The organism is Nitrospira sp. M1, from assembly GCF_965152605.1.
This window is the reverse complement of sequence record NZ_OZ224217.1, coordinates 1,388,074-1,414,294: the sequence shown is the minus strand read 5'-3', so window position 1 is coordinate 1,414,294 and position 26,221 is coordinate 1,388,074. Positions and strand designations below refer to the sequence as shown.

28 protein-coding genes and 2 tRNA genes are annotated in these 26,221 nt (G+C 47.1%); 10 read left to right on the top strand and 20 right to left on the bottom strand.

Going from position 1 to position 26,221, the window contains the following annotated elements:
* The first annotated feature begins 170 nt into the window (after positions 1 to 170).
* The gene (locus tag ACWHX8_RS06795; protein WP_447971200.1) at positions 171 to 536 is read left to right on the top strand and encodes a hypothetical protein; all 366 of its coding nucleotides are present in this window, start codon (positions 171 to 173) and stop codon (positions 534 to 536) included.
* Between the two features lie 50 nt (positions 537 to 586).
* Here the strand turns inward: ACWHX8_RS06795 and ACWHX8_RS06790 are convergent, their stop codons facing one another.
* Positions 587 to 2,416, bottom strand: coding sequence for a sigma 54-interacting transcriptional regulator (locus ACWHX8_RS06790; RefSeq protein WP_447971199.1), 1,830 nt, complete (start codon positions 2,414 to 2,416; stop codon positions 587 to 589).
* 319 nt (positions 2,417 to 2,735) lie between these two features.
* Between ACWHX8_RS06790 and ACWHX8_RS06785 the strand changes: the two genes are divergently transcribed.
* Both ACWHX8_RS06785 and ACWHX8_RS06780 read left to right on the top strand, forming a co-directional pair.
* Complete coding sequence (locus tag ACWHX8_RS06785; protein WP_447971198.1) at positions 2,736 to 3,731, top strand: multicopper oxidase domain-containing protein; 996 nt, start codon at positions 2,736 to 2,738, stop codon at positions 3,729 to 3,731.
* Positions 3,732 to 4,097: 366 nt separating this feature from the next.
* Positions 4,098 to 4,499, top strand: a complete 402-nt coding sequence (locus tag ACWHX8_RS06780) for a hypothetical protein (RefSeq protein ID WP_447971197.1) — start codon at positions 4,098 to 4,100, stop codon at positions 4,497 to 4,499.
* A 258-nt stretch (positions 4,500 to 4,757) separates the two neighbouring features.
* On the opposite strand, the gene ACWHX8_RS06775 is transcribed toward ACWHX8_RS06780, so the two are convergent.
* Both ACWHX8_RS06775 and ACWHX8_RS06770 read right to left on the bottom strand, forming a co-directional pair.
* A complete protein-coding gene (locus tag ACWHX8_RS06775; protein WP_447971876.1) occupies positions 4,758 to 5,015 on the bottom strand; it encodes a putative toxin-antitoxin system toxin component, PIN family in 258 nt (85 codons plus the stop codon).
* A 174-nt stretch (positions 5,016 to 5,189) separates the two neighbouring features.
* On the bottom strand, positions 5,190 to 5,450 hold the full coding sequence (locus ACWHX8_RS06770) for an AbrB/MazE/SpoVT family DNA-binding domain-containing protein (RefSeq protein WP_447971196.1): 261 nt from the start codon (positions 5,448 to 5,450) through the stop codon (positions 5,190 to 5,192).
* A 209-nt stretch (positions 5,451 to 5,659) separates the two neighbouring features.
* Here ACWHX8_RS06770 and ACWHX8_RS06765 point away from each other — a divergent pair, with 209 nt between their 5' ends.
* The 3 genes from ACWHX8_RS06765 to ACWHX8_RS06755 all read left to right on the top strand — a co-directional run bounded on the left by ACWHX8_RS06765 (position 5,660) and on the right by ACWHX8_RS06755 (position 6,436).
* Positions 5,660 to 5,911: a type II toxin-antitoxin system ParD family antitoxin gene (locus ACWHX8_RS06765; RefSeq protein ID WP_447971195.1), complete on the top strand. Its 252-nt coding sequence runs from the start codon at positions 5,660 to 5,662 to the stop codon at positions 5,909 to 5,911.
* A 1-nt stretch (position 5,912) separates the two neighbouring features.
* Positions 5,913 to 6,077, top strand: a complete 165-nt coding sequence (locus tag ACWHX8_RS06760; RefSeq protein ID WP_447971194.1) for a type II toxin-antitoxin system RelE/ParE family toxin — start codon at positions 5,913 to 5,915, stop codon at positions 6,075 to 6,077.
* 104 nt (positions 6,078 to 6,181) lie between these two features.
* Positions 6,182 to 6,436, top strand: a complete 255-nt coding sequence (locus tag ACWHX8_RS06755; protein WP_447971193.1) for a hypothetical protein — start codon at positions 6,182 to 6,184, stop codon at positions 6,434 to 6,436.
* Here the strand turns inward: ACWHX8_RS06755 and ACWHX8_RS06750 are convergent.
* The 6 genes from ACWHX8_RS06750 to ACWHX8_RS06725 form a co-directional block, all read right to left on the bottom strand.
* A complete protein-coding gene (locus ACWHX8_RS06750) occupies positions 6,433 to 7,344 on the bottom strand; it encodes a transposase (protein ID WP_447968140.1) in 912 nt (303 codons plus the stop codon). The genes ACWHX8_RS06755 and ACWHX8_RS06750 overlap by 4 nt on opposite strands.
* A complete protein-coding gene (locus ACWHX8_RS06745; protein ID WP_447968141.1) occupies positions 7,338 to 7,664 on the bottom strand; it encodes a transposase in 327 nt (108 codons plus the stop codon). The genes ACWHX8_RS06750 and ACWHX8_RS06745 overlap by 7 nt, the downstream gene beginning before the upstream one ends.
* Positions 7,665 to 8,034: 370 nt before the next feature.
* Positions 8,035 to 9,888: a UvrD-helicase domain-containing protein gene (locus ACWHX8_RS06740; RefSeq protein WP_447971192.1), complete on the bottom strand. Its 1,854-nt coding sequence runs from the start codon at positions 9,886 to 9,888 to the stop codon at positions 8,035 to 8,037.
* On the bottom strand, positions 9,881 to 11,872 hold the full coding sequence (locus ACWHX8_RS06735) for an ATP-dependent nuclease (protein ID WP_447971191.1): 1,992 nt from the start codon (positions 11,870 to 11,872) through the stop codon (positions 9,881 to 9,883). Before ACWHX8_RS06735 ends, ACWHX8_RS06740 begins: the two co-directional genes overlap by 8 nt.
* A gap of 630 nt (positions 11,873 to 12,502) precedes the next feature.
* Positions 12,503 to 12,742 carry a CopG family antitoxin gene (locus ACWHX8_RS06730; RefSeq protein ID WP_447971190.1) on the bottom strand — a complete coding sequence of 80 codons (240 nt, stop codon included), beginning with the start codon at positions 12,740 to 12,742 and terminating at the stop codon, positions 12,503 to 12,505.
* Entirely contained in the window at positions 12,723 to 13,040 is a 318-nt protein-coding gene (locus ACWHX8_RS06725; protein WP_447971189.1) for a BrnT family toxin, read from the bottom strand. The genes ACWHX8_RS06730 and ACWHX8_RS06725 overlap by 20 nt, the downstream gene beginning before the upstream one ends.
* Before the next feature lie 56 nt (positions 13,041 to 13,096).
* Here ACWHX8_RS06725 and ACWHX8_RS06720 point away from each other — a divergent pair, with 56 nt between their 5' ends.
* Positions 13,097 to 13,321: a recombinase family protein gene (locus ACWHX8_RS06720; protein WP_447971188.1), complete on the top strand. Its 225-nt coding sequence runs from the start codon at positions 13,097 to 13,099 to the stop codon at positions 13,319 to 13,321.
* Between the two features lie 71 nt (positions 13,322 to 13,392).
* Here the strand turns inward: ACWHX8_RS06720 and ACWHX8_RS06715 are convergent.
* The 7 genes from ACWHX8_RS06715 to ACWHX8_RS06685 form a co-directional block, all read right to left on the bottom strand.
* Positions 13,393 to 13,468, bottom strand: a tRNA-Ala gene (locus ACWHX8_RS06715).
* Between the two features lie 186 nt (positions 13,469 to 13,654).
* Entirely contained in the window at positions 13,655 to 14,296 is a 642-nt protein-coding gene (purN, locus tag ACWHX8_RS06710; protein ID WP_447971187.1) for a phosphoribosylglycinamide formyltransferase, read from the bottom strand.
* A gap of 11 nt (positions 14,297 to 14,307) precedes the next feature.
* A complete protein-coding gene (purM, locus tag ACWHX8_RS06705) occupies positions 14,308 to 15,345 on the bottom strand; it encodes a phosphoribosylformylglycinamidine cyclo-ligase (RefSeq protein ID WP_447971186.1) in 1,038 nt (345 codons plus the stop codon).
* A gap of 34 nt (positions 15,346 to 15,379) precedes the next feature.
* A complete protein-coding gene (gene rlmD, locus ACWHX8_RS06700; RefSeq protein ID WP_447971185.1) occupies positions 15,380 to 16,735 on the bottom strand; it encodes a 23S rRNA (uracil(1939)-C(5))-methyltransferase RlmD in 1,356 nt (451 codons plus the stop codon).
* Positions 16,736 to 16,751: 16 nt separating this feature from the next.
* On the bottom strand, positions 16,752 to 18,125 hold the full coding sequence (locus tag ACWHX8_RS06695) for a sigma-54-dependent transcriptional regulator (RefSeq protein ID WP_447971184.1): 1,374 nt from the start codon (positions 18,123 to 18,125) through the stop codon (positions 16,752 to 16,754).
* Between the two features lie 80 nt (positions 18,126 to 18,205).
* On the bottom strand, positions 18,206 to 20,518 hold the full coding sequence (locus tag ACWHX8_RS06690; protein ID WP_447971183.1) for an ATP-binding protein: 2,313 nt from the start codon (positions 20,516 to 20,518) through the stop codon (positions 18,206 to 18,208).
* A 510-nt stretch (positions 20,519 to 21,028) separates the two neighbouring features.
* Positions 21,029 to 21,445: a DUF1844 domain-containing protein gene (locus ACWHX8_RS06685; protein ID WP_447971182.1), complete on the bottom strand. Its 417-nt coding sequence runs from the start codon at positions 21,443 to 21,445 to the stop codon at positions 21,029 to 21,031.
* Between the two features lie 225 nt (positions 21,446 to 21,670).
* On the opposite strand from ACWHX8_RS06685, the gene mazG reads away from it, so the two are divergent.
* Positions 21,671 to 22,525 (top strand): nucleoside triphosphate pyrophosphohydrolase, encoded by an 855-nt coding sequence (gene mazG / locus ACWHX8_RS06680; protein WP_447971181.1) that lies wholly within the window; start codon positions 21,671 to 21,673, stop codon positions 22,523 to 22,525.
* 42 nt (positions 22,526 to 22,567) lie between these two features.
* Positions 22,568 to 23,206 carry a hypothetical protein gene (locus tag ACWHX8_RS06675; RefSeq protein ID WP_447971180.1) on the top strand — a complete coding sequence of 213 codons (639 nt, stop codon included), beginning with the start codon at positions 22,568 to 22,570 and terminating at the stop codon, positions 23,204 to 23,206.
* Positions 23,207 to 23,367: 161 nt separating this feature from the next.
* Here ACWHX8_RS06675 and ACWHX8_RS06670 read toward each other — a convergent pair whose 3' ends face one another.
* The 4 genes from ACWHX8_RS06670 to ald all read right to left on the bottom strand — a co-directional run bounded on the left by ACWHX8_RS06670 (position 23,368) and on the right by ald (position 25,712).
* Entirely contained in the window at positions 23,368 to 23,790 is a 423-nt protein-coding gene (locus ACWHX8_RS06670; protein WP_447971179.1) for a hypothetical protein, read from the bottom strand.
* 18 nt (positions 23,791 to 23,808) lie between these two features.
* Complete coding sequence (locus tag ACWHX8_RS06665; protein ID WP_447971178.1) at positions 23,809 to 24,423, bottom strand: rhodanese-like domain-containing protein; 615 nt, start codon at positions 24,421 to 24,423, stop codon at positions 23,809 to 23,811.
* 76 nt (positions 24,424 to 24,499) lie between these two features.
* Positions 24,500 to 24,576, bottom strand: a tRNA-Pro gene (locus ACWHX8_RS06660).
* 35 nt (positions 24,577 to 24,611) lie between these two features.
* Positions 24,612 to 25,712, bottom strand: coding sequence for an alanine dehydrogenase (gene ald, locus ACWHX8_RS06655; RefSeq protein ID WP_447971177.1), 1,101 nt, complete (start codon positions 25,710 to 25,712; stop codon positions 24,612 to 24,614).
* 33 nt (positions 25,713 to 25,745) lie between these two features.
* Here ald and ACWHX8_RS06650 point away from each other — a divergent pair, with 33 nt between their 5' ends.
* The gene (locus ACWHX8_RS06650; RefSeq protein ID WP_447971176.1) at positions 25,746 to 26,186 is read left to right on the top strand and encodes a (2Fe-2S) ferredoxin domain-containing protein; all 441 of its coding nucleotides are present in this window, start codon (positions 25,746 to 25,748) and stop codon (positions 26,184 to 26,186) included.
* Positions 26,187 to 26,221: the final 35 nt, after the last annotated feature.

Here is a 26,221-nt window from a genome sequence, read left to right as displayed (position 1 = left end):
CATGTACACAGCGCAACAACATACGTCGTGCAGACGGAAGTAAATTGGAACGGCTATAACTGGACCGAATTGAGATTCGCTATAGTTGATCGACCTCAGCTGGAACTTATTTGGATTCGCTATATCCTCTCGACAATCACATACCTTCACTCTCATTGAGGAGAAAAACTATGACTGCACATTCTCAGGACCCGCAACATATTCAGATTACCGAAGCGCTCATCCACGTATACTTGATCCTCACTCAATACCTTGACCATATTGTGGATGAACGAAAAAGCCCAGAACTGTCGAACCAGGAGATTGAGACTCAATTAGAAGAGGCGCGGACGAAGCTTCAAGCCTTTCTAGCGGCCAATCCTGTCGTGCAAGCGAAAGTAGGGAAGGAAAGTGATCGGATCTTGTCTGAAGCCACGCAAGTCAGAAAAGAAGGACATAGCACAAAAAATATGGATATGCTGATGTCGGAACGCAACCTGCTTCAAACGAAAATCGTCACCTTGACAGACCTGATTGCCGTCTTTCGTGCGCTGTAAATGTGACAGGTGTGACGTGCGGTAGAGTATTGCGTTACAGGCGGGCCTCTTTACTCAGGAAGTACATGCTGCTTGTTGATTTGCATTTTTCTCATACGCGCCAATAATGTCGTAGGTTTCATACCCAATAACTCGGCGGCACCACCTGCGCCATACACTTTCCAGCGTGTCTGCTTTAAAGCTGTGAGCGTATTTTGACGAATGACTTCCTGCAACTCTTCTTCAGTTAAAATACCCTGAGACGTCAGCGCCTCTCCGACAGGCGGCACAAGACGCTTCTTTGCTTTACTCGGTAACTCAAAGTAGAGCTCGCCAGAATTGGCTGTGATTAATGCGCGCTCAATAATATTTTGGAGTTCGCGAATATTCCCAGGCCAATCGTATCCCTGCAAGAGACTCACATGCCTTTTCGTTAAACGAGGGTGCGCGCAATGAAACTTTTTCGCCCCGATGGTGAGAAAGTGATCAGTTAACAACGGAATGTCTTCCTTACGATCACGAAGCGGTGAGATTTCCAACGGAAACACATTCAAACGGTAATAGAGGTCTTGCCGGAAGCGACCCAGCTCTACCTCTCGCTTCAGATCACGATTGGTGGCCGCCATCACACGCACATTCACATTGCGCGTGCGTTCATCCCCCACACGTTCGTATTGCTGCTCTTGCAAGACCCGGAGAAACTTACTTTGTAAATCCAGTGGAATTTCTCCCACTTCATCAAGAAATAAGGTTCCGCCATCCGCCGCCTCAAATCGACCGGCACGATCCTTCACGGCTCCGGTAAAGGCACCTTTAACATGCCCGAAGAACTCGCTTTCATAAAGATCTTTGGGAATCGATGCACAATTGACTCGAATGAGCGGACGGGTATGCCGGTGACTCCGCTTATGGATTTCTCGAGCCACCAATTCTTTTCCCGTACCGGACTCGCCAAGAATTAACACAGTCGCTTCGGTCGGAGCGACCACATCAATTTGACGTATCACATTTTCCAGGGCCGGACTCTGACCGATAAGATCACCAAACGCGCACGCCTCGATCACCTCTTCTTGCAGATACCAATTTTCCGCTTCGAGTCGATGTTTCGTTTCTAACAACTCTTCGGCTTGCTTGCGTGCACTGATATCGATAACCGAGCCCTCATACCATTGTGGAAGACCCTGCAAATTCCGAATGGCGCGCGCATTTTCAGAAATCCAGATAATCGTGCCGTCACGACGATATACCTGCGATTCAAACTCAGTCACCACATCCACCTGTTCCACAAGTTGACAAAATTGCCTCCGTCGTTCTGGCTCCACATAGAGTTGCCCGCCAATGTCTTGAACGGCGTCGAGCAATGTCGAGGCCGAGTCATAGCCCAGTAAATAACTGAGAGCAGGATTGACGTTGAGAAATGTGCCATTGACGCTTGTTTGATAAATACCTTCTACGGCTTGATTAAAAATAGCTCGATATTTTTCTTCTGATTGCCGAAGTGCGCCTTCCGCCGCCTTGCGTTGAGAAATATCCCGAATGATTCCGCTAAAAAACTGCTGCTGATGTTCCATCCATGCAGAAAGTGTCAGTTCCAATGGAAACTCTTCCCCTGAATTCCTCAAACCTTGGAGTTCAAACGTTTTCCCAAGAAGACGGGCCTCCCCTGTCTCGCAAAACCTAGCCATACCTTCTTGATGAGAATGGCGATAACACTCTGGCATGAGCAATGTCAGAGATTTCCCCACGACTTCATTGCTTTGATACCCAAAGATCGTTTGTGCGCCACTGTTCCAAAATAAAATATTCCCCCTTTGATCCGCGATGATGATGGCATCATTAGAAGATTGAGCTACGGCACGAAACCGCATTTCAGCATCGTAAATGTGTTGTTCGACATTCATCGCGCAAAACTCTCAAATTCGTTTCCAGAACATGCTGGATGGATCATACTTGAGCCCCTCTGACAACTTGTACTGACCTATGCAACAAATCGTAGCCTAAACAATTCTTTACGTTTTCACAACATTATTTTGCTGAATATCAAAATAATGACAACAGCAAAACATGATATATTTTAAAATATACATTAAATTCAATAATTTACATAAATAAAGTAATTGGTATAGTAAGTGCTAGATAATAACAGGAATAGTTAAGCACTTTTCAAATATATACATGTGTAACTCAATAACCGTACTTATTAATCTCAGGAGGAAGAAGATGAAGAGGAATCAGCTGACTGGAAAACGCATACCTGGCCTGGCCACCCTGGCCATAACAGGTGCCCTACTTTGCACATTTGGACAGGCAGAAGCCAAAACCGTCAACGTTGAAATGACGGCGGTGGAAACGGAAGTGGTCATTGACGGGAAAGGCACAAAATTTAAGGCCTGGACGTTTAACGGACAATTCCCAGGACCCGTCGTTCGAGTCACCGAGGGTGACACGGTCCACTTCACACTGATCAACTTACCGACCAATAGCCGGCCGCACTCCATGGACTTCCATTCGGCCGAAACCAATTTTCTCGATAATTACTCAGAAGTCAATCCTGGAGAGACGAAGGAGTTTGACTGGGTGGCCAAACGGCCAGGCGTCTTTGCCTATCATTGCGGAGCCTTTCCGATGATCCAACACATTGCCCGAGGCATGTTCGGTGCCGTGATCGTGGATCCCAAAGATGCCTCCGCCATGCCGAAGGCTGACAGAGAATACGTCTTGGTTCAATCTGAGTTATTTTTAAAAGACCCAGATGATGTGCAAGGCATGTTCGACGAAAAATACGACCACGTGGTCTTCAATGGTGGCGTGTTCAAATATGACCCGGTCCATGCCACGCAAGGCGGAGATTTCTTACAAGCCAAGCCAGGCGAGCGCGTGCGATTTTATTTCGTCAACATCGGACCAAACCGATTTTCGGCCCTTCACCCAATTGCAGAAATTTGGGATGACGTGTGGCCAACCGGTACACCAGCCAATCGGATGCAAAGCGTCCAAACCCAAGTTGTTGGTCCAGCCGATGGGGCTATTCTGGATATGATCGTCGATGAAGAAAACGTCATTCCAATTGTTACACATTCGCTTACCGATGCCCTTCGAGGAGCTATTGCCTTACTCGAAGTCACGAAAGATGCTGAACAATTACCGCTCATGCCCTTCGTGACACCATCGGCGGCCACTACCCCCTCAGTGGCCACGCAGGAGTCCCACCACTAAAACGGGCGATGGTGCCACATCTTTGCGGAAGGTCAATTGCATTGACCTTCCGCAAAGATACCAAAGACATTGCTCAGACAATACCTTTACACTCCTCGGTCACTTCAACGTAGATTCATCAATTTGTTCAAATATGCACCTCTACCCTTCCCCTCAATCCCATCATCACCTCACTCTGCGTTCTTCACGATTGCTCTGTACATAAAAACCATCCCCTTGGTCCATGCTGTAACATTTCCTGGCAACTGAAGACTAAAGGCTTCCATGCAGGTGTTGTGTTATGCACCAATCTCACCACGATCAATGCATAATTACAGGGATTGGGGTGCGATATAAACTAACTTACTACTTTAAAGGAGAGCCACAATGACTGAAGAAACGAAGAGTAACGAATCATTGCGAGAGAAAACTCAACAAATCCTTGCCATGCTTGCCAAGGGAGAATTTGTGGAGGGCATGGAACTATTCTATGCTGACGATGCCATTAACGAAGAACCAACAGGAGTCATCATAAAAGGGAAGCAACACATAATCGAGAATGAGAAGAATATCCTTCAACAAGTGAAGGCCTACCATGGGATTGCAGTCAAAACCGTTGGTGTCGGTAGCGATGATGGACAAGGGAATGGGGTCACGTTTGCCGAATATAAATTGGAGGTCGACATGCAAGATGGCAGTAAGTTTAACCCCGATCAAGTCCAGGTTACCCAATGGGTCAATGGCAAAGCTGCGCACATTAAGTTCTATTACAATCCTAGCTTTTCATAAACTGAATGTGGGTTCAGGAATGCATCAAACATGGGGCGACATGAAAAGTAGGAAGTATAACAAGCCATTCGTATTCGGCGTGTCGCCCCACGCCGACAAGAGCCCACCTTGATCATCCAATAACGATTCCCACCACAGACGCAAGCTTTGGAACTTATGATGAATGACGTGAAAAGTGGTTGACGCCAATGGAGAAACTTCGACTGTAGCAAATCCAAACGCCAGCTATAGCCGTTTCAATTATGCCGAATCTACAGGTCACTCTATTGAATACTGATTGCCCCTTCTTCTTGAACTGTCAATCGCTTGCAAGTCATCCGGGCGGGTAGAACCTTCTTTATGTTCACCGAGGTCGGGTAAATCCAAATCTCCAGTGACAATCCATTTGGCCTTGACAGCTATAGCAGTGGCAATCACATGATCGTCGTTAGGGTCACGGCAGACCTTGACGATTTTGGGCAAGAATTTGGTCCAGAGAAATCCGATCTTACTGACTTTTTCACACCATGTGCCCACGTCATTATCTGTATAGCCGCAAGGATTTTTAAGCACGGATTTTTGAGCGAGCGGGAGACTTCTTCAATCAGAATCGGTGAGAAATGCAGCGTGTATACCCTTTGGCCTGCTAAGCGGATTACCTGTCCAGGCACACTCTCAGAAAACAGGAAGGCACTGACCAGCAACGAGGCATCAACAACGGCGCTCGGAAGCATATCGGCGGCATTCTTTGTTCACAACAGCGAGAATCTCGGCTTCTTGTTGCGGTGTGGGTTCACGGCTACCAATACTCACAGGTCGAAGTAGTATCCTGGCTTTGGTGACTTCTGCTTCCAGATAGTCCCCTTCTTCAAGATTGGCCGCTTTCCGAATTTCACGCGGTAAGGTAATTTGAGCAGCCCGCCGAACCTTGATCAATACCGAAGGCTGTGCCTCTGCTGTGGCTTTATTCATGCGTCTTATAGTAATTTCATAAAATACGATTTTACTATTTTAGTACGGCAGGGTTTTGTCAAAAAAAAATTTCCCTCATTTATAAACTGCCATTATCCAAGCCTTTCATTCATATTCCTGCTATTTCATGATCTTTGTCGAGGAGAATACTTCTTTGCAGAAAATACCATTATATGGCATTTAATAATATGCGAAAGGAAGGTGAAACGATGGCCCAAAATACCAGCATTATTCTTGGTGAGCATTTTGATCAGTTCACTAGTACGCAAGTTCAGAAAGGACGTTATGGGTCTGCAAGTGAAGTGATCCGTCAGGGGCTACGGTTTTTAGAAGAGCATGAACAAAAAGTCATTGCACTTCGAGAAGCCCTCATTGCTGGTGAAAAGAGCGGAGATGCCGGACGGTTGGATATGGAAGAAATTAGGAAATCGGCGAAAAAGAAAGCAGGTTTAAAGCGGTAGGATGATCGAGATACGAAAAACCGCACTTGCCAAAAGCGACCTTGAAGATATTTGGCTCTACAGCTTTCAAGAGTGGGGAGAACCACAAGCGGACACCTATCATGATCACCTCACCCAAGTGATAGAACAACTTCTGTCAGGTTCGCCGCAAATCCCAACTGCGTAACTGTCCGTTATGTCCATTCCTTCCGCCCAAACGGTATGCCACGATTGAGCGCATGACCGCAGAGGCCTCCAATAGGTGAACAGGAAAACTTTATAAAACTAGTCTTGACCCCCTACTTTGAAAGCCAGCGGAAGGATTTATTAAACAAACAGAAAGAGCGTAAGAAAAGGGAAGAAATTCAACGTCTTCGCCGTTTACCGAAAGGTTTTAAGGCACTCTGGTTTCACATGACAGGAAAGTATCAGAAAATCAAAGCCCAGAATGAGCGCGAAGCCAAAAGTTCAGCTATCCGTGATAGAGGTGAAAAACAAGCTTTGATAGACCGTGTAGCGCCTGCAATTAATCGGACACGTATTTAGGAAGCCATCTTGGCCTTCCGGTTCCATTCCTGTCGCACTTGTTGGGGCGTACGGTATGCATGGCGTTGTAGAATCCAGTTCGCATTGTAGCGTTCTCTGAATTCGTACAGCGCCCCTCTCAAGTGCTCTTCATCGTCGTAATCCTGAAGCCACAACAATTGTTCCTTGAGCGTACGAAAGAATCGTTCGCTCACCCCATTACCTTCTGGACTTCGCACAAAGCTCGGAGATGCCTCCAGGCCAAGGAAGGCTAGCTCGGCCTGAAAGTCGTGACTGATATATTGACTGCCATGATCATGGCGCACGAGCACCCCCTTGGCGACTTTGGCCTCGTAGGTCCCAAACACATGGTTGACCGCTTGGCGAATGGGCTCTAAGGCTTCATGGCGTGTACCGTACTTGGCTGCATGAAGGCCGAGACACTCGCCGGTAAAGTGCTCAAGGACGGCAAAGACGGTCACCTGGCCCTGCTTGAGTGTCCACGTGGCTGTGGCATCTGTGCCCCACATCAGATTGGGAGCCATCGGAATAATTGACCCATCATGCACTCGGGGGCCGTTAGGCGACCCTCCTCGGACAGGCGCCAAGAGCTGATGTTGCCCCATAAGCCGCCGCACCCGTTCCTTGTCTGCTCGCAAGCCGCGATGCCGCAGTCGCGCCCACACCTTGCGATACCCTTCGCCAGGGAAGCTCACCTGTGACGACCCAGCGAGCACTTGCCTGATCGCGACCATCAAATCCTCATTACTCACCAGCGGACGTCGGCCACGCTGCTTGACCGCGTTCCCGGCAACTCGTCGACGTTGCAGCCAGTCATATACGGTTGAACGTGGGATGCCCCACACATCGCATATACGAGACCATCCATACCGGCGCTTTGTGGAAATCGAACAGGTCTCGCTCAACACTTCGATTTCCTCAAGTGCAAAGGGACGCCATCCTCCAGACGATCGATCTTTGCATACAGCAAGTCGTTATCCATAACCAGGGACCCCACCTTGGCTTTCAGCGACCGGTTCTCCGCTTCCAGAGCCTTCTCCTTAGCTGACTCGCCAGTATGAAAGGTGGCCTCGCCACCCTGCATGAAGCTCTCCTGCCATTTCTTGAGCACATACGCCGGCTGACCCGTCAGCCGACTCACTTCTTCCAGTGACGCCCCCTTAAGTAGAACAAGCACCACCTCGGCTTTCCGGCTAGCATTCCAACGCTTGTGTTTGCTGAGTTTCATCGACACCTCCAATTGCCATAAAATACGCAATTTAAAGTGTCCAATCAATTACCGAGGCAATCCAACCGTCAGCTTACAAACCGTCAGAATTTACAGGACCAGGTGAGGCCTATTTTGCGCAAACATCAAAGCCTAATTTTTCAGCTTAAAAATGATGTTGCCAAGTATATGGAGATGGGTGATCCCGGACAAAAGGCCTTGAAGGACAAATTCACCCAATTGGACCAGGAAAATCAAAGGCAAACAAAACGAGGCCCCAATCAGGGCTATGACCAGGAGATGTAAGTCCTCGCGTTAAACCCCAACCAGATTCCCTGCTGCTTTGATAACATCGCTATCAAAAAATACGCTTACGCTCTGAAGCGGACATTCAGGTTATTTCCGACATTTCTACAAGTAGGTTTGAATCTTTTAGTAATTCGGTAATAACCGGCGGCCAACTTCCTTTGTTCTTAGTAAAAAAGAGTCGCTCTTCTGCTCGTGAAAGACCAACAAAGAAAGAATTCTTCTCTTCTCTTTGTTTTTCTTCATTATTTCGTCGTACGGCTTGGCGTAGCCCCCACCAAGAATCAGCGTGAAAATCAACGAAGAATACCGTGTCAAATTCCAACCCTTTGCTTTTGTGAATAGTCATTAATTTGACTTGGTTTGTTCCTTCATAATTTTCTATTGCCTGCTTTATATCTTTTGGATTTTTATCAAGTGCGTCCTGAAAAAGGATACAGAAAGATTTTTTTACTTTGATTAAATATTGCGATCTGTATTGAGGGAAAATTGCTTTTATCTTCTCATTGCCAATTGTTTGCAAGATTTTTGTGATGGCATTTTCTATAGGGCTAGAGAGATCAATACATGATACTAAATCTGCAATATACGTTCTCTGCTTCCTATATTCGCGATCTTGATCTAAATCATATCCCGTAAAAGACGATGAAATTCTCTCAAGCTCCTTTTCCTGTGTGTAGTCTAAAAAGCCTGCCTTGCGTCTTATAAGAAGAGTCCAAAAGACAGAGAGAGGTTCATCCATAAGGTCTTGTATTTTGACGCCGTTTTTAACCACTAATGCGTCTTCATTTCGAAGATTAAGATTATGGCTTTGGAATGCTTCATTTGCTTCTTTGAAATAATCTTGGGCTTTTTGTCTCAATATAAGAGCGAAATCACTTGGCATTAAAGCGGGGTTTTTGCTCATCATTAAATTAATATATTTGGAAATATACTCGGCTTCACTCTCGGCATTATCAAAGGTTTTTGCCCCTATACAGTGAGGGGGTGGAGATCCTTGTCTAGTTCCTTCATAGACTATGGGTTTTTCGCTTGGAGGTGTTAGGTCTTTTATGACGTGGTTAATAAGACTAACAATTTTAGAATTGGATCGGTGGTTGACTGCTAAGGGGATAATATCTGAATTAAAATCTTTCTTTAAATTCTCGAAATTATTAGGATTAGCACCAGCCCATCCCATTATCATCTGATTTGTGTCCCCAACTGCTGTAACTACGGTATCGCTATCCTTGAAAATAGTATTCACAAAGTCATATTGCGGGTCCGTTGTATCTTGAAATTCATCAAGAAATAGATATTTGTAAGTTGATAGAATTAAATTTTTTACCTGGCTATGATTCTTAACAATAGTAAAAGCCATAGAACGACACATGGGATAATCAGCAATTTTTTTCTCTGCACAATAATTCCAAGTTTTCACTATCGCTCCATCGGGCTCTTCACTTAAATCCAAAGGAGAATGCAAATCAGGATTAGTAAATGTACTTCTATATTTACAAGGCTTGCCACCTAGTTCAGTCTGCTCATATTCATCCCACCAGTTTTTATCAAAAGGATAGACATCAAAATCCGCAGATATCTCAACCCAATCAGGCAAGAGAGAAGAAAATCTTCGTGCGAGGGATATAAAGAATGTATCGAACGTCGATGCATGAAATCTACGGGCCAGTTCTCTATCGCAGCGCAAATCAACTCTATTTTTGATGTTGGCAGCAGCATCCACCTTGAAGCTCAACGCCAATATTTTCTGAGGTGATTTGCAGGCTCCGGTTTGTAATAGAAAATTTGCACGCTGAGCCAAAATTTCAGTTTTCCCCGAGCCAGGGCCAGCAAGGACAGATAAACTTTTCTGCTTTTCTTTAATCATTTTTTCTGCTGTTTTAGTCGTTATGAAGCCGTCGCTCGGCTCCCATAATTCAGCAGACAGGTACTTACTCATCTTCTTCTGTTCCTGACAGTAAAGTTAAGAATTTTTCGACAAGTCGCTTTATAAAATCAGGGCATTCTGTCTCAATATCGCCCTCATCGAGTTCTAAGATATCTGCTATTGCTTGATAATGGGAAGCAACTTTACTTTTTGTGCAGAACAAGTAGCGATATTTTTTTAGTTCTTCATCAGAATATAGCTCCTCTTCATTATCCTCATAATTATCTGCTTTGTGTTCTTTACCCAAGACGGCATTGTCTAAAGTTTCTCGATCACTATTTTGGGCGTTATCCGCGTTATAACATTCAGGAAATGCTCTAATCATTGCCATATCCAGGTCAAGCGGAAAGGAAAAGTATACGTTGTATGATTCAAGCTCAGTGATTAGTACTTCGATCTGTCCTAATTCCAAGTACTCGTCACGCAATATGTCGGCATCAATAGTGGTTGGAAATGTAAATTTCTTTCCAATTTTTTTTAATTCTCCAATTGCATATTCAATGCGGCATTGACCAGCGTTATTTCTTCCTAAATCCAGATCAATTAGCGTTAAGAAAGGAATATTTAGGTCTGACAATAACTTCCACATGTGATTTACATGTCTGCCACCTAATTTCACAAATGCCACAAACGAAGGGTCCAAATCAAAACCGAGTTTTTTTGCTAATTGAGGAATAACAATTTCTTCTGAATCACCTTCTCCCAGAAGAACAAGCTTGGAGAAATACAGTTCCGGGTGAGCTAAAACTGCTTGATTAATGTACTTATAGTCCTCTTCAGATTTCTTGGGCGGTAGCAGGATTTTTTTAACTATAGAATACCGGCTGTCAGAAGTGGTTTCCTGGCGAAAATGACGGATTTGTTCAACTCGCTGCATACGGCGCACAACACTGGGCGAATGTGAGGTGACGATACCGGTGGCTCTCCCAGTTTTTGTTTTAGCATGTAAAACTTCCAGAACCCGTCCCAAATAATAGGGAGAGAGGTGATTTTCCGGTTCCTCGAATGCAAATATCGTAAATACAGGAATGTCTTTATCAAGCTCCTTAAAGCCTTTTGCTTTTCCTGCATGGTGTTTTTGCTCTATCACATAAAGCGCAATGGCAAGAGTGAAATAGAGAAGGGATATTTGACCATCACTTAGCTCACTTATATCTCTGCTTCCTCCGTCTTCCGATGGAGCAAGCCTCATAGAGATTGACCTTAGAAGTTCTCCTATTTCAGTCGGTGTCGCCTCTAATTTTGGTTTTTGATAATGCTTTAGTGTTTCATCATGAGTATTGCTCCAAATTTTTTTAAGCAAAGCAGTTGTTGTTTTGATGGATTCAAGGTTCTGAATCTCATCGCTTAGATTCTGGCTAATTGTTTCGATTTTCTTTTGGTGCGAGGGAGCTACGGCTGTATAGTCCTCAAGGATTTTTGTTAGGGCTTTCACTTCGTTTTTAAGCATGGCCTTCGAATCTCTGAAGGCTGGGATATACCTTAATTTGATATGTTTTCGATCATGAGATAAAACTGGAAATTTAAAATCTTTACCCTCTCCAAATTCGATTTCTTCAGAAGTTGTTACCCAATATATTTTAGATTGCACCTCATCTTCATACTCCGTTTCATCCCATAGTGCTTCCAGACGCATTCTTGCTTTAAGCTTTCCATCTTCTGCATCAGCATAAATAACAGAACTAAACGCCGGGCATACTTCACGGGATTCTTTTATCTTTCCTTTTAGTTCAGGAAACGAGAAAATAATTTCTATATATAACTCCCGTCCGCGAATACTTTTGTGATCTTCGTCAGGAGCAACATAAAAGTCATCTCGGATAATCGTACGATCTTCTCTGGTTGAGCCAAATAGGCGCTTAAGCGCTACTATTAGTGTCGTTTTCCCAGAACCGTTATTGCCGACAAAACACGTCAGATCAGATTCTAAAGAAACCACCACTGACGCTTCTGAAAAGCATCTGAAGTTTGATAGCACTATTTCGTCAATCCTCATGTTGCCTCTTGAAATTTCCCATATCTAAGCTAACTATTCGAATAGTAGACTATCTCTAATATTCACTTTGGATCGCAAACAAACATTAACACATTTTCCTGAATGACCTTTATTAAAAAAACGGAGGGATAGCTGGGTTGTGTCGAGTCTGGACAGCTCCCAGGAAGATACGCATCCAAGGACGCTCCTTGCTCGAAGTCCAGCAATCGAAATGCTGGTCGTGATCCATCGGCGGAAGCGATGGCGCACATCCAATCCGCCCAGGGTTGGTCGAGGGTTCCACAGGGGAGCGAAGTCCCCTTGGCCGATGGAGGTGCAGGAGGAGAGCGAAGTCTCTTCCTGCGAGAGATAAAAACGGCGATACGTTTTGATGGTGCGAAGTGGGGCTAGATGCCACCGAAGCACCAAGGCCAGAGGGATGCAACGGGAGAGCGCAGCGTCTCCCTTGCCAAGATGTGTTGTAGTACAACACACATCTTGCGGTAATCCTTACCGTTAAGCCTCTCACGCAGCTGTAATACAGTTAGTCTTCTGGATATGAACCAACATGAACCGTAACCGAACTGGCATCAGACTCCGTTGCTTTTAAATTCGGGTGCTTACGAGGTAAACAAGGTAGGGTCAGAAACTTTATTGCGAGGTCAAGGATTCCTCAACAGCCTTACGAATGTATTTCTGATAGGAAATGCCTTCCTGGTCGGCTTTCTGTCGGACTGCCGAAAGTAGTTGCTCTGAAAACCGTAGATTGACCTGCTTGTCTTTCGGAAGCATTTCAAAATTGACCGACGTAAAATTCTTCAGATTGATGTAATCCGTCAAATCCTGGTCTAGGAACTTTTCAGCGTCTTTATCACTCTTCAATTTTGGCATTTTCTTCTTCATATCGTTTTGCCTCTTTCTCATGCATATAACGGGCGCTGATGGGACGGATTAACTTCTCTCCATTCACATCTCGCAGGGTAAACACGACAAACATTGGTTTGTGCTTTTTTGAGCGTCCAATCGCCAGATAGCACTCCTCCTCATCGGAATGCTTGGGATCAGGGGCAACGAACACCTCTTTTTGCTGAAAGAAATATTCAATCTCCTTCTGAGAAAGCCCATGCTTTTGGCATTTCTCTCGATTCCCATCATCCCAATCAAAGCCGTTAACCTGTATATTTATCATAGCATGAAGTTATACATTTGTATATACAAATGTCAATCTCTTTATTCTTATAAGCGATGACCTACTGTAGGGTATCGAGTGCCAAGCAGGTAACCAAAGGAAATGGGTTAGGCTCACAGGAAACTCGTTGCCGCGAGTACGCCAAACACAGAAATCATGAAATTGTCGAGGTATTTAAAGATGAAGGGGTATCAGGCAGTCTGATTGACCGTCCTGGCATGCAAGCGATACTGATACTTCTTAAGAGCCAATTGTGGCCGATCCCTTCAAAGCTTCGATGAAAGTTTTAGAACCGCCAAAACTGCGCTCCCCTTCAGGCTTTTAGGCGACTTGAAGAAGGACGGGTATGAAATGGTGGAGGGCACGGGAGTTGAACCCGCGACCTCAACGTTGCGAACGTTGCGCTCTCCCAACTGAGCTAGCCCCCCACATATACGGCAGGAAATGTCGTCTCTGTTTTTCAATGCGGATTATACATGAGTCAGATCGAGCACGCTACTCAACAAATCTCGTGAAGCGTTGCTCGTCGTTCGTTGCTCGTATTGAAAAGCATTATATTTTTTTCTTTTACGAGTAACGATTCACGCGCAACGAGCAACGTTTTCCTCTTTGCTTCACACTTCACGCTTCACGCTCTCCACAATTCGTGTTCGCCGTCCGTCAATAGCGAGGCGATCTTCTGTATACAACTGAATCGCCTCAGGATATATTCGATGTTCATGCTCAAGAATTCTTACTGAAAGTGTTTCAGCTGTATCGTCTTCCTGAATGGAAACTGCCGCTTGCAGAATAATAGGTCCTTCATCCACACCTTCCGTAACAAAATGGACGGTACACCCGCTCACCTTTGCTCCCCAATCCAGGGCTTGTTGCTGTGCATGCAAACCAGGAAAAGACGGCAACAACGACGGATGAATATTCATCATTTTGTCTTTGTAGGCCTCAATCAATAGAGCAGTCACGATCTTCATGTACCCTGCCAAGATCACGAGTTCTACCCCATGCTCTTTCAGCACGTCTAACATAGCCTGATCATAGGCTTCACGGGGATTCGGTTGCTCCTTGAATGGTTTCGGGTCAACAAACACCGTTTTAATCCCATGTTTTTCGGCTCGTTGTAATCCCAACGCATCGCGCTTGTTGCTCAAGACCACGGCAATACGCGCATCCAACTCACCAGACTCAATCGCATCGATAATCGATTGTAGATTCGACCCTCGGCCAGATATCAGCACACCCAAGAGCACCTTCGCCATAATCGTTTCTCTCAATGACCGTATCGAACCGGACAGTCTGGAGAAGTACGTTCACCAATCTCTCCGATAATATATGCGCCGTCACCCAGATGGTTCATGTGATTCAGAACTCGATCTACGTCAGTTGTCGGAACAATCACCACCATACCAATGCCCATATTAAAGACCTGATACATTTCTTCTTGGTCAACCTGTCCCGCCCGTTGAATCACATCAAAAATATGAGGGATTGGCCATGATCCTCGTTTAATGAGCATTTCACAATGCTCAGGTAGAATACGCGGCACGTTACCCGTTAGCCCGCCTCCGGTAATATGCGCGACACCATGAATGTCACAATCCGTCAGCAGGGCCCGTATGTGCTTAGCATAAATCCTGGTTGGCTCCAGCAAGACATCGCCCAGCGGGCGATCAAGGTCTGGCAATTCCGTCGTTCCGGTCCAACCTGCCTGTTCAAACAAGACTTGTCGAGCCAAGGTAAATCCATTGCTATGTAACCCCATTGAGCTCAACCCTATCGCAATATCACCTGGAGCAACCTTCTTGCCATCAATGATTTTCTCACGCTCGACGACTCCAACGACGAATCCAGCTAAATCGTATTCATGGTCGGGATAGCATGACGGCATCTCTGCCGTTTCTCCACCAATCAACGCACACCCCGCTTCTCGACACCCCGTTACTATTCCACTGACTATAGACTCCGCCTTTGCGACATCAAGTTTTCCCGTCGCTAAATAATCTAAAAAAAAGAGTGGCTCCGCCCCGCTCACGACTACATCATTCGCACACATCGCCACTAAATCAATGCCAATCGTATCGTGACGACCCATGAGAGCCGCGACTTTCAACTTCGTTCCGACCCCATCGGTACCTGACACTAAAATCGGATCGTGATATTGCGTCGAGGGAAAACGAAAGAGACCGCCAAATCCACCGAGATCACTGACGACTTCCGGACGAAACGTTGTCCTGACTAGCGATTTAATTCGTTGCACAAACTGATCGCCAGCTTCAATATCCACACCTGCGTCACGATACGTTGTCATAGTATTCCAATCACAAAAAGAACATAGACGCCCCTCATGTCGTCAGATCTGAGACGGCTAACTCAACCAATGTTTCGATATGCGCGGTCTGTGGAAACATGTCAAAGGGTTGAACGCGAATCACACGATACCCGAAGGTTGCCAGGCGAGCAAGGTCCCGAGCAAGCGTGGCCACGTCACACGAGACATAGAAGAGTCGCGAAGCCCTGATCCGTCCTAACTCCTGAAGCACAACCGGACTCAACCCCGTTCGAGGTGGATCGACCAGGATGAGGTCATATTCGCCAGAGTTCACAGAAGGCAAAAAATTCTCTCCAGCTTGCCGTTTAAATTTGCATCGTGCCACTCGACTCAGCGCAGCAGACGTTCGCGCATCCGCAATGGCAAGCGCATTAGATTCGACCAACGTCACGAAGGCCCCATGTCGAGCCAAACTCATGCCGAACGCTCCAGTGCCTGCGTACATTTCTAACACCTGCAGGCCGTCTGGGTGGCCGATCCAATCATTCAGCGTGTTCCCCATGGCTTCAAACACTGGCCAATTCGTTTGCGTAAAAGAATGAAACCCAATCTGAAGGGTCAGATCCCCGAATCGTTCGGTCACAGCATCCTGTCCGACTACAAGCGCTGCACGCGGCATCCGATCATCCTTCGGGCCGGGTCGTTGCATAACACATCCAACCACACCAGGCAGTGACAGGAATGATTCGAGAAATGCCTGCACCCGCTCCGTCTTTTTGTATGTCCCATGAAACACAAGCAAGATGTTGCTCGTGGTGGCTGAAGAACGAAACTCAAGGTGCTCCAAGAACATTGGAATCGAAGACGTTGTTGTAAAGCGTTGAGTCACCAATGCAGCGACATGCTGTATCCGTTCTGGAATAAGTAAACAGGTGTGGGCATCAACAGGAATGTGCGTTCCTGCTTGATAAAATCCTAGCTGGAGATGTGTTGCCCCTTTGAAGACCACAAACCGAACCGTATTGCGATATCCCAAAGGCTGAGGTGACGGCACAACGACTCCAACTTCAGGAATGTCAATTTTCCCGATACGCTGAAGCGCATCCACGAGCATGGCACGTTTCTCTCGGAGCTGCCCCTCGTACTGAAGATGTTGCAGTTGACACCCGCCACACACTCCATAGATCGAACAGGGTGGCTCCACTCGATCATGAGAAGCCTCAAGAATCTTTGTAATGTCACCAGAATGGACGCCGCGAAGTTTTGCGCCAACCTGAATCTGGAGCATTTCACCTGGGAGCCCTCCCTTGACAAAGATCACCTGAGGGCCGATTCGCCCTAACCCATTTCCACCCGGCACAAGTTTTTCAATAAGGATCTCCGAAGGAGGAGCCTTGCTTACGGAAGGCACTACGACTGGATGTTTCATAACAATAGACGAAGCATTAACTTTCAGAACGGAGTTCAACATTGAGTAATTTAATTTTTCGGTGGAGATGACTACGCTCAATTTTCAAATCATCAGCCGTTTTTGACACATTCCAATTATTCTCTCGCAGTTTATTGGAAATAAGTTCACGCTCAAACGCATTGCGTGCATCCCGCAACGAAGCAAAATCCTTCCCCGAGGCAAAGGCTTGGTTGCTTCCGCCACTTCGAACCTGGAGAAACAATTCAATATCCGCACCATCGATAACCGGGCGCGGCACCATGATGAGCAAGCGCTCAATCAAGTTTCGCAATTCACGAATATTGCCAGGCCAATCATGCTGTCGCAGCATTTCCATGGCCTCTTTCGTGAGCTCTTTTAATTTCATGCCTTGCTCTTCAGCATGGAGCTTGAGAAAGTGCTGGGCAAGCTCCGGAATATCGTTTCGGCGTTCTCGAAGCGTCGGCACCATAATCGGCAAGACGTTGAGACGATAATACAAATCCTCACGGAATAGGCCTTTTTCAATTTCTTCTACAAGATCTTTGTTTGACGCTGCAATGACGCGAACCTGTACATTCAATAATTTACTCCCGCCAACTCGCGTAAACTGTTGCTCTTGCAGCACGCGCAAGACCTTGGCCTGCGTCGCCAAACTCATGTCCCCAATTTCATCGAGAAAGAGGGTTCCGCCATCGGCTAATTCAAACTTCCCTCGCTTCATCGACGTCGCGCCGCTAAACGCCCCCCGTTCATGCCCGAACAATTCACTCTCAATCAGCGTTTCGGGAATCGCTGCGCAGTTCACTTCCACAAACGGACGACTATGACGAGGACTATGCAGATGAATCGCACGTGCCACCAGCTCCTTTCCAGTTCCATTTGCCCCGGAAATCAGTACACGACTATTGGTAGGAGCGGCCATCGCAATGAGCTCACGAAGCCGATGCATGGCAGGAGAGGTTCCGACTAACTCGAAGCGCCGTTCAACTTGAATTCGAAGATTCAGATTCTCTTCTTCAAGTTTTCGTTGATGCAGCGCATTCCTGACAAGAATCGTAACTTTTTCAAGGTCGAGAGGCTTCTCTAAATAATCGTAGGCGCCTAATTTTGTGGCTTTGATCGCTGTTTCAATGGACCCGTGCCCCGACATCATAATGACGAGAAGAGCAGGAAATTGTTGTCGCAATCGCTTCAACGTTTCCAGACCATCAATCTCCGGCATCCAAATATCTAAAATAATCAAATCCGGTGGTTCACTCCGAACCATTTTCAACACTTCCGTGCCGCTTTTGGCCACAGACGTTTGATACCCTTCATCTTCTAAAATGCTGCTAAGGGTATTCAGGATTGCTGGCTCATCATCGACAATGCAAATACTCTCGGCCACAACGTTATCTCCTCAAAAAATTACCTACGGCATTCATGGCTCTACATGAGATCGTGCAGGCGCTCACGACATGTCCTAGATTAGATTGGCAGATCAAACGTAAACACGGCGCCTTTGGGCTGATTATTCTCCGCTCGAATCGAACCATTGTGGTCCGTGACTATACGATGAACAATGGCCAGCCCCAGCCCCGTTCCCGTCCGTTTTCGGGAAAAATACGGGACAAATAACTTCTCTTGGTCTTCGGGTTGAATCCCTGCTCCTTCATCAGCCACCCGCACGATAACACGATGGCGTCTTCGATCGCACTCCGTGGACACCCAAATTCGTCCACGACTATTCATAGCTTGAACGGCATTGTCAAAGAGATTCACAAACACCCGACGAATTTGTTCGACATCACAGCTAATTTCAGGGAGCGAATCATCCAAATTCACGATCAATTCTACATCACGATGGGCTCCGGCATAGAGGGAGACCACTTTTTCGATGACATGGCCTAATGATTCACGCGTCATGTGCGGAGCTGGCATTCGTGCAAATTTTGAAAACTCATCAACCATTCGCTTCAAACTACTCACTTCCCCCACAATCACATTGGTCGATTGATCAAAAATTTTCTCAAAATCTGGCGACTTTTCAAAAAACTTTTTCCGTAGACGTTGCGCGGACAATTGAATGGGTGTGAGAGGATTCTTAATCTCATGTGCGATACGCTGAGCCACTTCCTGCCACGCCGCGGTTTTTTGCGCCTTAATCAATTCCGTACGATCCTCAAAGACGAAGACAAACCCCAGGTCATGCCCCGCTTCATTGCGCATACGCGACACGTTCAATCCAATCGTCAACAACATGCCATGCGCTTCCATTTGTCCAGCCGCCGAATAGCTTTCACGTCCATCGACCAGCATCTGATCATACGCCGACTGAAACAGGGTTAGCTGAAATTCCTTAAAGGCCTCCGTCACCGGTCGTCCTCGAAATTGCTCCCCACTCATGCCTAAAATTCGTTCAGCGGAGGGGTTGAATGTCGTAATTTTCGCGTCCGCCGAAATAGACAAGACGCCCGACGCAATCGTTTCAACCACCGTTTCCGTGTATGCACGACGTTGGTCAAGTTCGGCGTTCGACTGCAACAACGAATAGTTCGCTTCTTCCAGCCTCGATTTACTTTGCCGTAAATCTGACGTCATTCGATTAAACGATTCAACCAACGTTCCGATTTCATCGGTTGCGTTCACCTCAATTTTCACATCAAGATCACCCTTTGCCACGGCTTCGGTCCCCTCAGCCAGCCGCTGAATCGGTACGGTAATGCCGCGAGCGACATAAAACCCAAACCATGTCGCGCCAAACAAAATCAGCACGGTCACCACGGCAACAAATAAATACGCGCCAACTTTAATCGGCGCTTTCATTTCTTTCATCTGCCGGTAATCGTTAAATTGTTTGGCAATCACATCCATTTTGACCAGCAACGACTCCGGCACATATGCCGACACCACAACCACGCCACTGACTTTGTCTGGGGTCATGTTGGATAAAATCGGAGTGGCCGCGCGCACCAACCGTCCCACTGGAGCTTCTTGTACGGAATTTAATTCTTCACGCGTATCGAGCACTTGCAAGACTAATTGCCCGACGGGAAGACTTAACACGGCATCAGTCAGGTCGGGATGCACGACCCGCGCTAAGGTCTCCATTCTCGGCGAAAAGACTTCAACGCCAGCGAGATTGTATTCCGTCCGCTTCCGGCCCATCGCTGAAATCAACAGTTCCCGGTGTTCAGGGCTTAAAATATCTTCTCTGAAAATTTCTTTACTAATCGCTCTGGCGCTGTTGACTGCAAGGTCAACTCGATCCTCATGATAGAGTTGAGCTAATTCTTCCGAATCGTTTAAGACCTGCATGATTTGGTCATTAAACCACACCTCGATCACCTCGCTAATCACCCCACTCGCGACTGTCGCTAACATCACCGTTGGAATCAGAGCGAACCCGATAAATGCAGCGATGAGTTTGGCACGAAATCCAGATCCAATGAGTCGGTGCCGTTTTTCAAAATATGCTCGAATGAGATTGCGCGACAACAGAAGAGACAGAACCACCAACCCGACACTATCCAGATACACCAAAAACATGACCACGGCGTAACTGGGGCTTGGAAGAATAGAGTCAGGTTTTGTCGCATTCGTAATGCCGTATCTGGCATAGAACGCCGTGAGCACCAGACACGGAACCAACAGCAGCAACACGATAACAACGGGCTTAAAATGCCGTGCCTTCTGTTGACTATCTGATTCCCGCTCGGCATAACGGCGCTCAGGAGGTGGCGGAGACAGCGTTCGGCGAGGATATTTAGGCGGGGACGGGTTATGTGAAAACAGATTCATGTTCGATTTCAAAAAGCCATACAGATGTCAGTCAAGACTCTTGACCACCATGTCACATCGTTATAAGACCTCATCCTCTACACAGCCATGTTCGAGAAATCTTCAACACCACTGTTGTGGTCACATTCCTCATGACCACCAAGATGAGACAGCAACGTCGAACCGCCATACCGAGAGTGAATCGCGGATCATCGTGAGCTTATAGCCGTTTCACGTATCGCGAAACCATAGAACGTTCAGCCGAATTGATATCACGTACAGAGTGCAACCATACACGTCGTATACGTGAACGTGAACCGGAACGGCTATAACTTCCGCTGCAAGATGCCTAGCATGACACTATGGCAATCTCAAAACGTCAACGAACAATTCATTGAATTCGCTAGCGTACGTCAGATTTTCCGAGTGTGTGAAACACGTAGTGGTGCTCTGCCACGGATATGTTATGAAAAGAATCGGAATTCTTGAAAGAAAATCACGGACTCCTCGTAGCCTACCATAGATCCACCCTTATGAGGACGGAGGGACAGGGCTCCCAGATGTGAGTCCAACATATTTCATTCGAAGAGTGTAGAGCATATCTCCAAGCACTGAGGCTTCTTCAGACGAGAGATTTCCCTTCGTCTTTTCATCGAGCATGGAGAGAATGTCCACAACCTCTTTAGCCTGTGGGAGGTTCACCGGAACCGAGGGTTGTTGTGGGTCCAGAGATTCTCCCATCAACATCAAGGCTGAGGTTCCAAGGGAAAAGACAAATGAGGAAAACGTAATAGGTGGTCCTGATTCTTGGGGTTCAGAAATTTTGGCTGCACTGGGTGGAGGAGGGGCCGGGTCTGAGGCTGGCCCTGCGGTCGAATCCGGGGAAGGTTCTGACTCTGTGCGACCACGTTTGTCTCGTACGATAAAGCCTTGTTCTTCCTCACTCATCAGGGCATCCTCCTTATATTAATCTATCAAAACCGTAACACGATGTCAGGGTTTCTCGCAAGAAACCATAAGATTGCACCAAACAGAGAAACCGGTATAATAGCCGCCTAATAGACGGCCAAATCACTTTTCCACGTGCGTTACACCATGGAGAATTTCGATGACCGACATGCCGAACATATCTAGTGCCTTGAGAAAGTCTGCAAGTGTTCAATGCCTGACATCATGAGTACCAAAATCTCAGAACTTGTGGCGCTTCTCGCTCAACTGCGATCTCCCAATGGCTGTCCATGGGACCGCCAACAAACGCACGACACACTGAAACCCTACCTCCTCGAAGAAGCCTATGAAACGCTGGAAGCCATCGACAATCACGACACGTCAGCGTTGAAGGAAGAATTGGGCGATGTGTTACTCCAAGTGATCTTCCATGCGCAAATTGCAGAAGAACATGCAGAATTCACACTTGATGATATCGCGACACACCTAAGCCACAAATTGATCCGTCGACACCCACACGTCTTTCAGCCAGAGCAACACACAGAAGTGAAGACCGCCAAGGACGTCGCACAAAAATGGGAAACGATCAAGAAAGAAGAACGCCAACACGACGGTACGCCGCCATCGGCCTTAAATGGAATTCCCAAGATAGCCCCGGCTCTTCAGCGAGCCTATCAAATGCAAAAGCGAGCATCGAAATCCGGCTTTGATTGGACGAGTTCTGGACCGGTGTTGGAAAAGTTACGTGAAGAATGCCAGGAACTGTACGAAGCCGTGGCGGAATTGCAAAAGCAACAATCGGACACTCCATCCCATGAGGCCCTGTCCTCTTACGAATCCCATGTCGAAGACGAATTCGGAGATGTGTTATTTTCTTTCGTCAACATGGCGCGTTTTCTCAACATCAATCCAGAGGAATCCTTGAGAAAAGCCACCAACCGATTTGCGACACGCTTTCAGCACATCGAAACCAAGGCGTTAGAAACGGGTCGATCGATCGGTCAATGTTCTGAGACCGAACTGGATCAATGGTGGGAAGACGTCAAGCTACGCGAAGCCCAAAACCAGCAACAAACCTAGAGAGACACCTCATCACATTAGCAAGAGTTTGGAATTTTCAACATGGACGAACACGATAGCAAGCCAACAGAGGGAAAACGCGTTGGGCTTCACCCTGCCCTGGTCTTATTCGGCGTGATTGTCGGATTGTGGGTCTTCATCACATTGATTATCCCGAAATCCAAAAACACCGACACCCCTCAAAGCAGAGGGATGCCGCCCGAATCATCTAAACCCCTTCCTGACAATTCATTTTCCAGTGACGTTGTCCCCATCTTCAAGACGAAGAGCACCATCACCGAAATGAACATCATCAATCTTACCGTGCCTCCGGCCACCACCGACAGTCAGATCGTGGCTCTTCTTCATCATCTCAAGAATGCGCGTCTCAATGGTACGCTCTCGACTTTCCTACCCCCGACAACGCCAGGAGACGACCTCGGAGAATTTTCGATTGCCGAGATCTATATTTTTTCCGAACCAGAATATGCCGTTCCTGAGGCGACCGAAGTCCTGAGTCGCGGGGCCCATGCTCCCGGCACACTCTACCCAAGTTCCATTCCTTTCGAAGTAGCCATGGAACACGTACGAGGTCACTATGCCATTAACCTTCACAACCGGGCAGCCCCGGACGCAGGTTCCCTAGGATTTGGCGAAGACGAAACAGGCGTCTACTCTAAAGGGTTTCAAAAGATTTTTTGAAGAAGGGGAAGGGAGGCGTGACGTGGCAAAACACATTGTAAAACACAAAATAAAAATTGAAAAGTAAAGGGCTCTACAAACTTACAAACTCTTTACACATTCTTATTTCATCATCTTCCTTTGTCAATTTACATTTTTCACTTTGCAGGAAGAGAGTGTGGCTAAATCCCAATATTTTCTTGAATTTCTTTGCGAATAGGGTCTTTCTGTTCCTGCATCCAACGCTCAAGTAAAGGGGCCAAGTGTTGGAGTTCCCCATCAAAAGGCCCAATCATCACGTCACGGCGATCAGCAAACACCCCATCCTGATTTCCCAGTTCCAGTTTTTGATCCGCAATATGGCGGCAAATCATTTGATTGGCCCGCAACTGTTGCCCACTTGTTCCACCAGTAACTCCTAGGACATTTTCCTTAAAGTACTCTAATTCTTCCTTGATGAGTACTTTGACACGAACGCCTTGCGGTGTTCCCCAATGGGGACGTTGAACCGAATAATCGTACGAAAATGCCGGTTCACGAGGCTCACGATAGGGACCCATAACATTCAGCACTGTATACTCATCAGATGTGTATTCATCGCTCATCGTCGTATTCCATGGGATTCAGACACGCTGTGTCTTTGATTGAATTTGTATTAAATTGACTGGCAACTCTCCTTCAAGCTCTCCAGTCCAACGTTGGAGCCCGTCATACATATGATACAGATTGAGATACCCCTGTCGACTTAAGTAATCACACGCTAATCGACTCCGCTCACCATTACTGCAATACACTAATATGGCGTGATTGGTCTTCGAAATTTCAGCGTGATACCGCTGCTCCACTTCTTCAAGCGGAATCAGGATCGCGCCCGGTAAATGTCCATGTTCATATTCTTGTGCTGTGCGAACATCAATGCGAATCACTTCCTGTTGCTCATCCGCACCACTCGCCATGGCGCGACGGCTTTCTTCTTCAGCTGAAATTTTCCGATAGAGACAGCCTTCTCGAATCAGTTCACTCGGGACAATCTCTCCTGTGGCAACAGCCGCCAACTGGAAACGAAGCGGTTCAAGCAGACTCCGGCTTTCTTGTGATTGTGCCTTGAGTTTCAGTTCCAAAGCGGACTGGGCACATTTGAGCCGCTCCACCTGATTGCCTAACCTTCGAGCATGGATCCATGCCCCAATTGCGGCAAGACATCCAACGATTGCAATTCCCTGGATCAATGCGTCCATGGTTCATTCAAGACACAAGCTGGAAGTAACAGAATGAGCAGGCACGAGCGTTGTGCTCAACGCTGGCTGATGAAGTTGGTCGGGGCGAGAGGATTTGAACCTCCGACCCCCGCGTCCCGAACGCGGTGCGCTACCGGTCTGCGCTACGCCCCGATTTCTGTAACAAGAATCCGACCATTCACTGAGCATCAAAGAGGGTCATACGGAAGCCCATGAGATTCAGCCACCGCACGACACGTCACCCGACCCCGACTCACGTTGACTCCTCGAGCAAGACCCGCGTCGGTCTTCAGAGCCTCTTCAACTCCTTGATTCACCAGACGGACTATAAAAGGTAGCGTCGCATTGGTCAAGGCCATCGTTGAGGTTCGAGGGACAATACCTGGAATATTTGTCACCGCATAGTGCAGGACATGATCAACGACATAGACGGGATCTGAATGAGTGGTTGGATGAGTCGTCTCCGCGCAACCTCCTTGATCCACCGCGACATCCACGAAGACGGCCCCACGTTTCATCGAGCGGATCAGGTCACGGGAAATCAACTTCGGAGCTTTCGCGCCAGGGATCATCACGGCCCCAATGACAAGATCGGCCTCCTGAATCGAATCATCTAAAACTTGAGGCCGTGAGACCAATGTGGTGACTCGTCCCGCATAGAGGTCATCGAGATGGCGGAGCTGTCCCACATCGATACTTAAGACAGTCACGCGAGCGCCCATGCCCACCGCAATTTTTGTCGCTGATGCCCCGACAACTCCCGAACCAACAATGACAACATGACCTGGTGGCACGCCGGGAATTCCCCCAAGCAGCACACCTCGTCCCCCTTGATGACGTTCTAAAAAATGCGCGCCAATTTGAATGGACATACGCCCGGCAATTTCACTCATCGGACGAAGCATCGAAAGTTCTCCTTGAACAGTTTCAGTCGTTTCATACGCAATAGCGGTACATCCGGAAGCCATGAGCGCTTCAGTCAACGATTTGGAAGCCGCAAGGTGAAGATATGTAAATACCGTATGATGACCTTGAATATACTGATACTCTTGCGGTTGCGGTTCCTTCACCTTCAATATCAGTTCAGCCTGCTCAAACACATTTCGAGGTGATTCGACGATGTCTGCCCCGACCGCATGGTACTCGTCGTCCCAAAACCCACTCCCCTCGCCCGCCCCTTTTTCCATACGCACTGAATGGCCAAGCGACACCAAATGTTGGACAGCATTCGGAGTCAACGCGACGCGAAATTCATGATCTTTCACTTCTTTGGGAACACCTATGATCATGGTGAATTCTCCTCAATTTCATGCATAGCGGTCATGACAGCAACTGGACACCTACAGGAACCCTCAGGTAATATCGCTGACCATTACGAGCATTTTCTTTCGACTTTCAGTGATAGCTTGAAGAATATGGGAGCATTCAAACATCACATCTTTATCTGCATTAATCAACGTCCCAAAGGTGACCCTCGAGGGTGTTGCGCCGATACTGGGTCGGTTCAACTCCATGCGTTTTTCAAGAAAGAAGTTGAACGATTGGGACTGAAGGGCATCGTCCGTGCCAATAAAGCTGGCTGTCTTGACCATTGTGAATATGGGCCAAGTGTGGTCATTTACCCTGAAGGTGTATGGTATTGGGTTGGCACAGAACCGGATGTGACAGAGATCATGGAACGTCATATCGGTAAAGGGGAAATCGTTGAACGCTTGCTCATGCCAGGACACGATGCGCCAAAACAACTCATCAATCCTCAATGATCTCACGCTTCGAATTTGCTCATTCCCCATCCCGT

Excerpts from the sequence above, each read along its gene's own strand:
- ACWHX8_RS06795 (WP_447971200.1), top strand. The coding sequence starts at position 171 with ATGACTGCACATTCTCAGGACCCGCAACATATTCAGATTACCGAAGCG.
- ACWHX8_RS06790 (WP_447971199.1), bottom strand. The coding sequence starts at position 2,416 with ATGAATGTCGAACAACACATTTACGATGCTGAAATGCGGTTTCGTGCC.
- ACWHX8_RS06785 (WP_447971198.1), top strand. The coding sequence starts at position 2,736 with ATGAAGAGGAATCAGCTGACTGGAAAACGCATACCTGGCCTGGCCACC.
- ACWHX8_RS06780 (WP_447971197.1), top strand. The coding sequence starts at position 4,098 with ATGACTGAAGAAACGAAGAGTAACGAATCATTGCGAGAGAAAACTCAA.
- ACWHX8_RS06770 (WP_447971196.1), bottom strand. The coding sequence starts at position 5,450 with ATGAATAAAGCCACAGCAGAGGCACAGCCTTCGGTATTGATCAAGGTT.
- ACWHX8_RS06765 (WP_447971195.1), top strand. The coding sequence starts at position 5,660 with ATGGCCCAAAATACCAGCATTATTCTTGGTGAGCATTTTGATCAGTTC.
- ACWHX8_RS06760 (WP_447971194.1), top strand. The coding sequence starts at position 5,913 with ATGATCGAGATACGAAAAACCGCACTTGCCAAAAGCGACCTTGAAGAT.
- ACWHX8_RS06745 (WP_447968141.1), bottom strand. The coding sequence starts at position 7,664 with ATGAAACTCAGCAAACACAAGCGTTGGAATGCTAGCCGGAAAGCCGAG.
- ACWHX8_RS06740 (WP_447971192.1), bottom strand. The coding sequence starts at position 9,888 with ATGAGTAAGTACCTGTCTGCTGAATTATGGGAGCCGAGCGACGGCTTC.
- ACWHX8_RS06735 (WP_447971191.1), bottom strand. The coding sequence starts at position 11,872 with ATGAGGATTGACGAAATAGTGCTATCAAACTTCAGATGCTTTTCAGAA.
- ACWHX8_RS06730 (WP_447971190.1), bottom strand. The coding sequence starts at position 12,742 with ATGCCAAAATTGAAGAGTGATAAAGACGCTGAAAAGTTCCTAGACCAG.
- ACWHX8_RS06725 (WP_447971189.1), bottom strand. The coding sequence starts at position 13,040 with ATGATAAATATACAGGTTAACGGCTTTGATTGGGATGATGGGAATCGA.
- ACWHX8_RS06720 (WP_447971188.1), top strand. The coding sequence starts at position 13,097 with ATGACCTACTGTAGGGTATCGAGTGCCAAGCAGGTAACCAAAGGAAAT.
- purN (WP_447971187.1), bottom strand. The coding sequence starts at position 14,296 with ATGGCGAAGGTGCTCTTGGGTGTGCTGATATCTGGCCGAGGGTCGAAT.
- purM (WP_447971186.1), bottom strand. The coding sequence starts at position 15,345 with ATGACAACGTATCGTGACGCAGGTGTGGATATTGAAGCTGGCGATCAG.
- rlmD (WP_447971185.1), bottom strand. The coding sequence starts at position 16,735 with ATGAAACATCCAGTCGTAGTGCCTTCCGTAAGCAAGGCTCCTCCTTCG.
- ACWHX8_RS06690 (WP_447971183.1), bottom strand. The coding sequence starts at position 20,518 with ATGAATCTGTTTTCACATAACCCGTCCCCGCCTAAATATCCTCGCCGA.
- ACWHX8_RS06685 (WP_447971182.1), bottom strand. The coding sequence starts at position 21,445 with ATGAGTGAGGAAGAACAAGGCTTTATCGTACGAGACAAACGTGGTCGC.
- mazG (WP_447971181.1), top strand. The coding sequence starts at position 21,671 with ATGAGTACCAAAATCTCAGAACTTGTGGCGCTTCTCGCTCAACTGCGA.
- ACWHX8_RS06675 (WP_447971180.1), top strand. The coding sequence starts at position 22,568 with ATGGACGAACACGATAGCAAGCCAACAGAGGGAAAACGCGTTGGGCTT.
- ACWHX8_RS06670 (WP_447971179.1), bottom strand. The coding sequence starts at position 23,790 with ATGAGCGATGAATACACATCTGATGAGTATACAGTGCTGAATGTTATG.
- ACWHX8_RS06665 (WP_447971178.1), bottom strand. The coding sequence starts at position 24,423 with ATGGACGCATTGATCCAGGGAATTGCAATCGTTGGATGTCTTGCCGCA.
- ald (WP_447971177.1), bottom strand. The coding sequence starts at position 25,712 with ATGATCATAGGTGTTCCCAAAGAAGTGAAAGATCATGAATTTCGCGTC.
- ACWHX8_RS06650 (WP_447971176.1), top strand. The coding sequence starts at position 25,746 with ATGACAGCAACTGGACACCTACAGGAACCCTCAGGTAATATCGCTGAC.